We start from the raw sequence: 11,800 nt of genomic DNA, 5'->3' as shown, positions 1-11,800 counted from the left end.
AATTTAGATTCTCAATCAATGTTACACGGTAGCAAGCAACGCAACTTCACGTAATACTTTGCAGCTTTTTTCCATTTCGGCGCTGGTTAAAGTTGGATGCACCAACATCATCAGGCTGGTTTCACCCAGCTGCCGCGCATTTGGCAAAGGTTCGGCCGGACGCCAGCCGGTATTGTCAAAAGCCTTCTCCAGATACACTTCACTACAACTGCCCTGATAACAGGGCACACCACGCCGGGTAATTTCTTCGATAATACGATCTCTGCTCCAGCCTGGTGCTAAAAATTCAGGTCTGACAAAAAAATAATGTTTATATTCAGCATGTTCGCAATCTGCCGGCACCTGAACACGGCGTAACAATTGAATATCGGCCACCGCCTCATCTAATAAAGCAGCATTGGCACGGCGTTTTGCCGTCCAGTCCGCCATTCTTTTTAGCTGAATACGGCCAATCACGGCCTGTACTTCCAGCATGCGCCAGTTGGTACCAAAGGAGTCGTGCACCCAACGAAATCCCGGCGGATGTTGTTTTTCATACACAGAGCTGAAACTTTTACCGTGGTCTTTAAAAGACCACATGCTTGCCCAGAGGTTTTTGTCATGGGTAGTCACCATGCCACCTTCACCGCCTGTGGTCATGATTTTGTCCTGACAGAAAGACCAGGCACCGATATGACCAATAGAACCGACAGAGCGGCCTTTATATCGGGCGCCATGGGCCTGGGCACAATCTTCAATAACAAAAAAACCACGCTCAGCCGCAAGCGCCATAATGGGGTCCATATCGGCTGGCATGCCTGCCAGATGCACCACAATCACCGCTTTGGTTTTGGGGGTTAGCACCGCTTTAATACTTTCTGCTGTGATGTTCTGACTGTTTAAATCAACATCGGCAAACACCGGCACAGCACCGGCATTCACCACACAAGACACAGAGGCTAAAAAAGTTCTGGGTGTGACGATAACTTCATCGCCCTGGCCTACCCCCAGCGCTTTGAGGGCAACATCCAGTGCCACAGTGCCATTATGTAAACTGACGGCATATTCAGTGCCACACCAATCGGCAAACTCACGCTCAAATTCACGACATTCCTGGCCTGTCCAGTAATTCACTTTATTAGACAAAATCACTCTGGACACAGCATCTGCTTCTTCCTGAGTAAAAGACGGCCAAGCCGAAAAAGCTGTATTTAACATATCACACCATTATTCGTTCATTTTGAGCAATTGTGCCGGTACACCGGCGACAACCTGACGTGCCAGCACAGGTTTCACAACAGCTGAGCCGGCACCCACAATAGAAAATTCGCCCAGTGTCATTAAATGACGCACTGCGGCGCCAATACCAACCCATACGCCTGTTTCAATTTTACATCCACCACCCAGACAAGCACCAGGACTTAAATGCACGGCGTCCGCTAACTGGCAATCATGCTCCACCACAGCCCTGCTGTTGACAATACAAGCCTCACCCAGCACAGCGCCCGGATTAATCACAGCACCGGCCAGCACCACGCTGCCGTCGGCAATACTGACATCTGACGCCACCACAGCAGCGGGATGACAAACGGTTGCCAGCAAAACCCCTTGCTGTTTCAGCCACAGGTGCTTTTCTAACCTGCGTTTGTTATCCCCAATGGCCACGACAGCAGCATAACCCGATGTTAATAAATCAGCGGAATTGCCAACGACGGCAAAACGACCATTTGTTTGCAACCCTGGGTAAGCGTCATCATAAAAACACACTTGCTGCCATTGCCCACTTTGCAGCGCAGCATCAGCAACAACACGGCCGTGACCACTGGCCCCTAAAATTGCCAGCGTCTTCATTGTTTGGCACTTCCGGTAAATTTCTCAGTGGTGACGACACCTTCGCTGCTGATGCCGTCACGTTTAAACACTTTCAGTACAGTCAGCAGCAGTATTTTGCAGTCGAGCCAAAAACTTTGATGTTGCACATACCAAACATCCAACTCAAATTTTTGCTCCCAGCTAATGGCATTACGGCCATTAATTTGCGCCCAACCGGTAATGCCGGGGCGCACCAGATGACGTTTCGCCTGCTCTGGTGTATACAGGCTCAGATATTCAGGTAACAAAGGCCTTGGCCCAACCAGACTCATATCCCCTTTGAGCACGTTCCATAATTCAGGTAATTCGTCCAGGCTGGTTGAACGCAGCAAAGCGCCAAAAGGCGTTAAACGTTCGGCATCACTTAAAGCCACACCCTGACTATCCACAGCGTTGGTCATAGTGCGAAACTTCACCATGTGAAAAATGTTGCCATTTAAGCCGGGTCTGGCCTGACGAAATAACACCGGCGCGCCTAATTTCAGCCGCACCAGCACAAACAACAGTAAAAACAACGGCGATAACAGCAGCAAAGCCGTCAGCGCCACAACAATATCAAATAGCCTTTTCAACTGAGAATGTCCTGATAAAACGCCAATAACTGACGCTGATAAAAACTCCGCTCAAAACGGTCATGAACCAAAGCAAGGGCCTGACGCCCGACTTCAGCAAGCTCGCTTTGTGTCATGCCGCCGATCATCTGCATTTGTGCCGACAACGCCTGACTGTCGCGTACAGGAACTATCCAGCCATTCACGCCTTGCTGCACAATTTCATTGGAACCATGCACATCGGTGACCAAAGCCGGTTTAGCCATAGCACCGGCCTGTAACACCACATTGGGAAAACCTTCACGGTAGCTTGGCAGTACAAATACATCGGCCGCCAATAAGGCCACCCGCACATCCGGCTGAAACCCCAGCAGGCAAATTGCCGGCGACAATTGCAGTTTTTGCAGGGTTTGTACATCCACCGGATTTTCGTCATCCAGTCCACCGACAATTAACAACGCATTTTTCTGCGGATCTAAAGTCAGAAAGGCATCACAAAGTTCTTTAATACCTTTGTCGTTATTAAGCCGGCCGACAAAACAAAACACGGTTTTTCCGCAGAGCCCAAGTTCTGATTTTAACGCGGCCGCCCTGGCCACAACCTCAGGCTCTGACGGGTTAAAGTGCATTAAATTAACACCGGCAATATTGCCATAACCAATCACTTTCAGCGGCTTATGACACAAAGGCGCCAGGGTTTGTTTTACACCTTCGCCTTCGGGCACTATATGTGTATTCAAACAGCAGATCACCCGGTCAATCTGCTTAAGAATGAACTTTTTCACGCCACTGCAGTATGGGAAAATCAAACCGGTAAAGGTGTGCACACGCACCGGCACCCGGGCAAAAAAGCCGGCGATGGCGCTCACCATACCTGCTTTGGGTGTATAAGAATGCACCAGATCCGGCCGGTGTTTTCTGAGCACCCTGTACATCTGAACAATGGAATTGATGTCCTCAAACGGCGAAATACCGCGGTTCATGGGCACCACGTCAAAATCGACACCTTCTTTTTGCGCAAAAGCCGCAAGCCTTTGCGGCGCTGAACTCACCACAACCACCTGATAAAAACCATTCAGAAATTGTGGTTGCGACTCCAGAATCAGCTCCAGTGTGTCCGGCACTGTGGTGACAATCACTAATTTTTTTCCGGGAGACGTGCCGTGATAAGCTCCCTTTTCGGCACCGGACAATTTATTCAAGCCCTGACTGCTCTGAAAATTGCGGATTTAACTGCCGGTACAACTGGCGGTAACGCTTTGACACGCTGTCAATTGAAAACAGCTCAATCACCCGCTGCCGGGCTTTTAAACCAAGCTGATGACGCTCTGCAGCAGGCTTATCTGCCATCTCAAGAATGGCTTGCGCCAGAACAGCCGCATCGCCCTGCGGGATCAGCGGGAATATGTCGCCGGTCAGCCAGCGGCAATCGCCCACATCAGTGGCAACACAGGGAAGTGCCGCCAGCATGGCTTCGCCCAGAGCGACCGGAAAAGCTTCACTGCGCGATGGCAGGCAAAAAATATCAAATTCAGTCAATAACTGCGGTACATCGTCGCGTTCTCCCAGCAGAATGACCTGTTTTTCCAATCCTTTGGCCGCAATCTGCTGTTGTAACGCCGGGTTATTGTGATCACATTGGCGTCCGGCTAATACAAACACAATATCCGGCCTTTTTTCGACCACCAAAGCCGCCGCATTTAATAAAATGTCCTGACCTTTATCCGGATGAAAACGCCCCACAGCGCCCACCACCAAAGGTGCAGCTGATTGTGCCAATTGCAGCAGAGCTTGATGGCCCAAAGGGCGCTCAAGCAAAGGGTTAATGGCAAAACCATTGGGGATCACCGACATCAGCGCAGGCTTATAACCGTAGTTAATATGCATTTGTCTGGCGGCATCAGCCACACACACAATATGGGATGGGATTTTATACGACAATAATGCACAGGCTTTCATCACAGCCCAGGTCAGCGGCCGGCCTATCGGCAATTTTGTGCAGTGAATGCCCCAGACGATGGTTTTAATACCGGCAAAATATGCCGCAAGGCCGCCGAGCAAATCGGCGTGATACATCCAGGTTTGCACCAAAAGCGGTTGTAATTGACGTAACAAACGGGTCAAACGCAACAAGGCCAGCGGAAAAGCCAGTTTGCCTTTCATATTCAGCGCATACACAGTAAAACCGGCCTGCATCAGTTGCTGCCCGATCTTGCCATGATCCATCAGCGAAATCACAACAACCCGTTCTTTATACTCAGGTTCCTGCTCCAGCAAACGTTTGAGCATAAACTCGGCACCACCCACATCAAGGTCGGTGATAATGTGACAAAGCTCAATTTTCTTTTTCAGATCAATAGCCAATTTATTTTGCAGTCATCTCAGGAACAAATTTCAAAAACCGGGCAATTGTACACAAGTCACAAAGCCCAGTCACCCGCGGCTCTTACGAATTAGTGGTATCTTGTGATGCCAGCCAGTCCTGAAACATCAGGATGTTCCATAACTGAAAGTGCCAGTCAGCGGTGCCATCCAGATGCTCACGCCACATCCGGCTGACCATAGCCACATTCAGGTAACCCTGCTGTTGCAGCATTTTTGCATCCAGTAATGTATCTGCCCAGTCGCGCAGTTCATGCCGCAGCCAGCGTGCCAGAGGCACGCCAAAACCTTTTTTCGGACGTTCGATCAAACTGCGTGGCACGTACTGATCCAAAATCTGTCGCAGACAAATTTTACCTGTGCCCTGCTGATATTTTTGCGATAGCGGCATCCGAAACGCATATTCAATCACATCAACATCCAGCATCGGCACCCTGCTTTCCAGCGACGCCGCCATCGAAGCACGGTCAACCTTCACCAGAATATCGTCCGTCATATAACCTGCGGTATCCAGATACATCATCTGAGTGATGGGGTTCTCAGCCGAGTACCCTGTGTTTGCGCTGTTCACTCCGGGCTCTGCCGCAAGCACCAGTTGCTGGCTTTGTTGCTGCGTCAGATGAGTTAAAAATAACTGGTAATAATCAGCGAAGTTTTCAGCAGCCAGGCCCGCCAGGCCTTTGGAGACTTTCATCAGCGCATTGTTACCTGCGCTCTGCCAGCCAAGGCGGGATGACAGCAGGTTCAGCTGCTGCGGCAACAGTGTTTGGCCCAAAGCAGCCAGACTATAACAAAGCGCAGCAGGCAATTTTTGCTGTTGTTGCCATTTGGCCGCCACATGAGGATACCGGCTGTAGCCGGCAAAGAGTTCGTCACCACCATCACCGGACAGCGTCACTGTTACATGCTGGCGGGCCAGTGCCGACACCAGGTAGGTCGGTATTTGTGACGAATCGGCAAAGGGTTCGTCGTACATCTGACTGAGCCTTGGCACCACCGCCAGACTGTCAGCACCACTCACCATCAGTTCATGATGTTCAGTGCCTAAATGACGCGCAACATCTGCTGCATATCCGGCTTCATTAAATTCCTGCACGTCAAAACCAATAGTAAAGGTTTTCACCGGCTGGCTGCTCATAGATTGCATCAGTCCGACAATAAGGGAGGAATCAACGCCACCGGACAAAAATGCCCCGAGCGGCACATCCGAAATCATTTGTGATTGCACCGCTTCGCGCAATTTTTGATGTAAACCCTCAACACTGGTTTCTGCTTGTGGCTCAGCCGCAACAGCAGCCGGCAACGACCAATATTGGGTTTTATCAATAGAACCGGGTCGGTTTAATGACACCGAGGCAATATAACCTGGCGGTAATTTTTCAATAGCGGCGTAAATGGAGCGTGGTGTTGGCACGTAGCTGTAGCGCATGTACTGCGCCAGGGCATGGCGGTCGATGGTACTGTCAAAAGCCGGATGTGCACGTAACGCTTTGAGTTCTGAGCCAAATAGCAGATAGTCACCGCACCAGCCCAGATACAAGGGTTTTTCACCCAACCGGTCGCGGGCAAACAATAATTGCTGTTCCTGCTCATCCCAAACGGCTAGCGCAAACATGCCTTTGAGTTTGGCAATAGTGGCCGTAAAACCATATCTGTCCATACAGGCCAGCAGAGTTTCAGTGTCTGAATGGCCAACCCACAATCTGGCGCCCTGTGTTTCTACCTCCTGCCTTAAACTCAGGTGGTTATAAATCTCGCCATTAAAAATAATGGTATAACGCCCTGTTGCCGAACGCATGGGCTGATGGCCTGCCGCCGATAAATCCAGAATTGACAGCCGTCTGTGGCTGAACCCCAGATGCAAATGCGGATGCTGCCATATTCCTGCATCATCAGGGCCGCGGTGCCGGATGGCATTGCCCATCGCTGTGAGCACCTCAGCGCTATTAAAATCACCTTGAACCCGGGCAAAAAATCCGGCAAAACCACACATAACAATCAATCCTTTTTTAAAACGACAGCCCGGCCTGGGGTAATTTATTTCTGTGCTGCTGCGCTTGTTTAATCAGCTCAAACCAAAGTTCTGTCACAACAGGCAAGTCATAACGCGCCATCACAGAGGCACGGGCTTGCTTGCCAAGTTGCACACGCATTTCTTCATCGAGCGCAAGCGCTCTGAGCGCCGCTGTGAACTGCGCTTTCTGATTCAGCGGTACCAGCTTTGCAACAGCGCCCTGCTCTGTCATATCGGCAGGTCCACTCGGGCAATCGTAAACCACAGTAGGACGACCCAGCGCCAGCGCTTCGAGCAAGGCATTTGGAAACCCCTCAAAAGCCGACGCCATGGCAAAAACATCACATTGGGCAATTTGCGGATAAGGATTTTCCACACTGCCAAAAAATCTGACTTTTTGATTCAGCGCCAAACGACTCACCAACTGACGCAGTAAAGGCATCTGCGGACCATCACCGACAATATGCAGCTCCCAGTCGGGCAGCTCTGGTTGCAATGAAGCAAAAGCCTCAATAATGTGTTCAAACTGTTTACCCGGCATCAGCCGGCCCACACATAAAATGTGTTTAGGTTCAGAAGATACGCCGGGGGGCTGCGCTGCCAAAGAAGCAGGAATTGGGTTTGGCACTACACGGACCAAATCAGGCAGGTGGAATAACAGGCCCACTTTATCGGCAACGGATTGGGTTTGCACCGTTAGCATATCGGCATAACGATATGTGTATTTACACATCATTTTCCAAAAACCTGACATTGGAAAATGCTCCGGATCACTTCGCTCGCAGATGATCAACGGCAGCCCGATACCGGTATTAGCAATCACCGCCATCACATTCACATTGGGCAGAAAACTGATCACTACATCAGGTTTTTCTGTTTTAAAAAGATGATGTAACTTCAGCAGTCGGGCAAAAGAGCCTGAACTTTTTCCTTTAAAACAAGGATATTCGCGGGCCAGGTAATGTAATTTAATAGATGAATCCAACTCAAATACACAGGGTTCCAACCCACCATAAGTGGCCACCAGCGACACCTGATGCTGTTTTGAAAACTCATTACATAATACGGTGGCCACTCTTTCAGCCCCACCAAACTGTAGTGAGCTTACTAAAAACATAATATTCATCTATCGGATCCAATAAACCCACTGCACTATTGTGTAGGCAGCGAAGATTAAAACAACAAAAGCACGTTCAAAAGAACCAAAACGGCACAATGCTACTACAAAAAATGGTAATGAAGCTGCTAAAAATCGTAATCCATACACTGAAAATAATGTACAAAATGTGTACACCGACAAAAATACCAATGCGATAGCATTCACATGGTTGCGGAAAAAAGTGCTCAACTGCAAAGCTGCTGCAGCCAGAATAGCCACCCACACCGAAGCATAAGTCCAGGTTGTAGCCGGCGCATCATATACAATTCTTCTGTCACCCAACTGTTCGAGTATGAAGGTGCGTAATGGACCTACCACCAGCGCAATACAAAAACCTGTGAACACCAACAAAAAATAACAATTAAACCGGTTTAACCGGTATTTTTCTGCCAATGAGACTGAGACAAATACACAAAGTGCCATGATGACAAATAAAAATGATGCGGTATGAATAAAACAACCAATCAGCAGAAAAGGTAATCTGTATAACCAGCGGTTACAATTAAATGCAATTAACAGAAATACCATCGCCAGCGACATTCTTAATTGCGAAAACGCTAAATCAACTAACAGAGGGTTGATCAGCAATAATATGGCTAATGGTCCAACCCGCGACGATACAAAATAGGCATAACTAAACACTAATAAAAAACTGATCACACCAAACACTGTTGTCAGCGACAACCCAACATTTTCATGTAAACCACGAATTAACTGACTCCATAGTTGCTCATTGACGATAAATGCGACAAGTTGGAAAAAACTAAACGAAATCTCAAAGTCAGGCGCATTTCTGAAAATAGAAAAATACACTTCCCTGTCAACAAAAAAGCTGCCATGAACCCATTCCCAGTCCACCATAGAAAAAAACACAGCAAACAAAAATGATGCAATAACGGCAATGGCGCGATGTGGTTTTGATGCGGTATCCATGTTAAACATGATGTAGTCTGACTAAAAATGTCATTTTCTGAGCAACTGTCGCAGCTGTGGCAACAATAACAATCTTGCTCTGGACAGCAGCACAGCCACAACCAGAGACAATAAGCCAATCAGCGTTAAAACTGCGAAGATTTCCAGTCGGTTTAACGGACGAAGATCAACAATAAACATCAGCAACAACACCGACATTGCCGCCATCACAGGTATACAGACATCCTGGAGCATCGAAGTTATATACAAACTGTCATCCAGCTGGCGGTAGAGAAAGAACTGAGGAACAACAAAAAATAACAGGTTTACCATCAACCAGCCATAAACCAAACCTTGTTCACCAAACAGCCATAACAACAGGGCAAGTGCTGGCAGGTACAACAACAGACTGATGATTGAGTACTTTAATCTGAGTTGAAAATTGCCAATTGCGTAATTAATGGCATAGGACAAATTCCCTAAGGCGAAAAATAACGTTGCCAGCATATATAAAGGCAAAAATTCGGCGGCCTTTTGCGATAACGGCACATTGCCCGTCCAGGCAAATAATAACGCCTCACTCCAGCCAATCACCACAACTGATGCAGCGCCGAGCATCAGGGACACCACCAGCGAAATATTGCGGAAAACAGCCACAGCTTCTGACTTTTTATCCTGAGCCAGCAACCGCGCCATGGCAGGTCCGATTGCATAAATACAGGTACCGGAAAGTAACAACAAAATCGAAGAGATGCTAATCACCAGACTATAAGCCGTGTAGTCGGCTATGGTGAGTATGCCCGATGCGAGAAATTTATCGGCCTGTGTGATAACCGCCCACAATAATGAGGTGAGGCCAACAACCAATGAACTGGCTATTGCATCAGACAAGGCAGTTTTATTGATTTTTCCAAAACGTTCGCCTTGCCGGAATCCCGCTATTTTGTTTGTGCGGAAAAACAGCAACATCAGTTCGATGAAGTTGACGACGATTTGATAAAGGAAAAAGTCCAGCACATCACCCGAGACCAGATACAAATAAGGTAATACCCCAAAGATCCGCACCGAAGAGACCAGAATATTAAACCAGCCGAGCCACACCAGCTGCTCGGCACCAAGCACTATGGCCCGGTAATAGGTTTGCATCCAGCGCAGCGCAATTACCACAAAAATCAGCTGTATCGTATCCCGGGCAACCACAACAGAAAAATCACCGAGATTCAGCCAGGACTGCGCCAGTACAGGTGCAGAAAAAACACCGCCAAGGATACAAAGCGCAACAACCACAAAAGAAAATTCAATACTGCGCAGCATGGCAAAATAGTCGTTTCTGGCTAATTTACCTGCACCAAATAACGCAGTGTTGCGTGAAACTGTGGCTGAGATGCCAATGTCGAGCAAGCCAATCATCGTTTGTAGCTGCATAAAAAATGCAACCAAACCATAGGCCTGACTGCCCAACATATCGATATAAAACGGCAAAGTGGCAACTGATAACAGCGCCATATAAATTTGACTGACCGTATTTAAAATAATGTTGGATCTGACAGACAAGTTAGTTACCAATCATGAGCGCTACAAATAAAAGAGCAGCCCTGAATTCAGGGCTGCACAAAATGTGTGGTAAAGGCAAAACGGGATAAAACTATAACCTTAAATCACTGCCTTCTTTGGGCAGCAAATACTTCAGGTCATAAACAAGATGCTCAGCTTTGCCAAAACTCCTGATGCCTTCAGAACCCAATTGCTTAAACTGCCCATGTGCCACGGCAACAATCACAGCATCATAACTATGCTGTGCCGGTTGTTTTACCAGCTCTAATCCGTATTCAGCTTTTGCTTCTTGTGCATCTACCCATGGGTCAAACACGTCGGGCACCATGCCGTACTCTTTCAGTTCAGCAATAATGTCGACAACTTTAGTATTGCGGATGTCCGGGCAATTCTCTTTAAAGGTCAGACCCAGCACCAGCACGCGGGACGCTGACACCTGAATATTACGGCGGATCATCGCTTTGACCAGCTGAGACACCACGTATTTAGCCATGCCATCGTTAATGCGTCTGCCAGCCAGAATCACTTCCGGATGGTAACCAACAGCCTGCGCTTTATGCGTCAGATAATAGGGATCAACACCGATACAGTGCCCGCCCACTAAACCCGGGCGAAATGGCAGGAAGTTCCATTTGGTACCAGCGGCCAACAACACTTCTTCAGTATCAATACCAAGGCGGTTAAAAATAACCGCCAGTTCGTTAATTAACGCAATATTTAAGTCACGTTGGGTATTTTCGATAACCTTGGCAGCTTCTGCCACTTTGATACTACTGGCCAGATAAGTGCCTGCAGTAATAATGCGGCCATACACCTGATTCACAAACTGAGCAACTTCGGGTGTGGAGCCAGAGGTTACTTTTTTAATGGTGGTAACTCTGTGCTCTTTATCACCTGGGTTGATGCGCTCAGGACTATATCCGGCAAAAAAGTCCTGATTAAATTTCAGACCTGAAATACGCTCAATCACCGGAACACACACTTCTTCAGTCGCACCAGGGTACACAGTGGATTCAAAAACGACGATGTCATTCTTTTTAACCACCCGACCCAATGTTTCAGAGGCTTTGATCAAAGGGGTAAGATCAGGTTGCCGGTGTTCATCAATAGGTGTCGGCACTGTCACAATATAAAAATTTGCGCTTTTGATTTGTTCAATATCAGACTCAAAAGTAAGCAGTGAAGCCTGAGATAACTCTTCTGGCGAGACTTCCAGCGTATGATCGTTACCTGAACGCAATTCGGCAATACGATGGGCATTAATATCAAAGCCAACCGTTGGTAAAACTTTACCAAACTCTACAGCAAGAGGTAAACCAACATACCCAAGGCCAATAATGGCAATTTTATCAACTGAAAAACTCGTATTCATATCAT

At 47.9% G+C, this 11,800-nt stretch carries 10 protein-coding genes; all 10 read right to left on the bottom strand.

Annotated features, from left to right (window positions below; genetic code table 11):
- Nucleotides 1-21: 21 nt before the first annotated feature.
- The gene (locus N3Z11_RS13565; RefSeq protein ID WP_260657730.1) at nucleotides 22-1,197 is read right to left on the bottom strand and encodes a DegT/DnrJ/EryC1/StrS family aminotransferase; all 1,176 of its coding nucleotides are present in this window, start codon (nucleotides 1,195-1,197) and stop codon (nucleotides 22-24) included.
- Nucleotides 1,198-1,206: 9 nt separating this feature from the next.
- Nucleotides 1,207-1,830 carry an acetyltransferase gene (locus N3Z11_RS13560; RefSeq protein ID WP_260657729.1) on the bottom strand — a complete coding sequence of 208 codons (624 nt, stop codon included), beginning with the start codon at nucleotides 1,828-1,830 and terminating at the stop codon, nucleotides 1,207-1,209.
- The gene (locus tag N3Z11_RS13555) at nucleotides 1,827-2,423 is read right to left on the bottom strand and encodes a sugar transferase (protein ID WP_260657728.1); all 597 of its coding nucleotides are present in this window, start codon (nucleotides 2,421-2,423) and stop codon (nucleotides 1,827-1,829) included. The genes N3Z11_RS13560 and N3Z11_RS13555 overlap by 4 nt, the downstream gene beginning before the upstream one ends.
- The gene (locus N3Z11_RS13550) at nucleotides 2,420-3,604 is read right to left on the bottom strand and encodes a glycosyltransferase family 4 protein (RefSeq protein ID WP_260657727.1); all 1,185 of its coding nucleotides are present in this window, start codon (nucleotides 3,602-3,604) and stop codon (nucleotides 2,420-2,422) included. Before N3Z11_RS13550 ends, N3Z11_RS13555 begins: the two co-directional genes overlap by 4 nt.
- Complete coding sequence (locus N3Z11_RS13545) at nucleotides 3,597-4,766, bottom strand: glycosyltransferase (protein ID WP_260657726.1); 1,170 nt, start codon at nucleotides 4,764-4,766, stop codon at nucleotides 3,597-3,599. The genes N3Z11_RS13550 and N3Z11_RS13545 overlap by 8 nt, the downstream gene beginning before the upstream one ends.
- A gap of 82 nt (nucleotides 4,767-4,848) precedes the next feature.
- A complete protein-coding gene (gene asnB / locus N3Z11_RS13540; protein ID WP_260657725.1) occupies nucleotides 4,849-6,777 on the bottom strand; it encodes an asparagine synthase (glutamine-hydrolyzing) in 1,929 nt (642 codons plus the stop codon).
- Nucleotides 6,778-6,793: 16 nt separating this feature from the next.
- Complete coding sequence (locus tag N3Z11_RS13535; RefSeq protein ID WP_260657724.1) at nucleotides 6,794-7,924, bottom strand: glycosyltransferase family 4 protein; 1,131 nt, start codon at nucleotides 7,922-7,924, stop codon at nucleotides 6,794-6,796.
- The gene (locus N3Z11_RS13530; protein ID WP_260657723.1) at nucleotides 7,925-8,890 is read right to left on the bottom strand and encodes a hypothetical protein; all 966 of its coding nucleotides are present in this window, start codon (nucleotides 8,888-8,890) and stop codon (nucleotides 7,925-7,927) included.
- A gap of 30 nt (nucleotides 8,891-8,920) precedes the next feature.
- Nucleotides 8,921-10,423, bottom strand: coding sequence for a lipopolysaccharide biosynthesis protein (locus tag N3Z11_RS13525; protein WP_260657722.1), 1,503 nt, complete (start codon nucleotides 10,421-10,423; stop codon nucleotides 8,921-8,923).
- A 91-nt stretch (nucleotides 10,424-10,514) separates the two neighbouring features.
- Nucleotides 10,515-11,795, bottom strand: a complete 1,281-nt coding sequence (gene tviB / locus N3Z11_RS13520; RefSeq protein ID WP_260657720.1) for a Vi polysaccharide biosynthesis UDP-N-acetylglucosamine C-6 dehydrogenase TviB — start codon at nucleotides 11,793-11,795, stop codon at nucleotides 10,515-10,517.
- Nucleotides 11,796-11,800 lie beyond the last annotated feature (5 nt).

It is taken from the genome of Rheinheimera sp. 4Y26 (assembly GCF_025245835.1).
Classification (GTDB): domain Bacteria; phylum Pseudomonadota; class Gammaproteobacteria; order Enterobacterales; family Alteromonadaceae; genus Pararheinheimera.
The sequence above is the reverse complement of the archived record's forward strand: the minus strand, read 5'-3'. Positions and strand labels throughout refer to the sequence as shown.

What these genes read in the sequence shown, in the direction of transcription:
- N3Z11_RS13565 (WP_260657730.1), bottom strand. Translation starts at nt 1,197, where the DNA reads ATGTTAAATACAGCTTTTTCGGCTTGGCCGTCTTTTACTCAGGAAGAA.
- N3Z11_RS13560 (WP_260657729.1), bottom strand. Translation starts at nt 1,830, where the DNA reads ATGAAGACGCTGGCAATTTTAGGGGCCAGTGGTCACGGCCGTGTTGTT.
- asnB (WP_260657725.1), bottom strand. Translation starts at nt 6,777, where the DNA reads ATGTGTGGTTTTGCCGGATTTTTTGCCCGGGTTCAAGGTGATTTTAAT.
- N3Z11_RS13535 (WP_260657724.1), bottom strand. Translation starts at nt 7,924, where the DNA reads ATGAATATTATGTTTTTAGTAAGCTCACTACAGTTTGGTGGGGCTGAA.
- N3Z11_RS13530 (WP_260657723.1), bottom strand. Translation starts at nt 8,890, where the DNA reads ATGGATACCGCATCAAAACCACATCGCGCCATTGCCGTTATTGCATCA.
- tviB (WP_260657720.1), bottom strand. Translation starts at nt 11,795, where the DNA reads ATGAATACGAGTTTTTCAGTTGATAAAATTGCCATTATTGGCCTTGGG.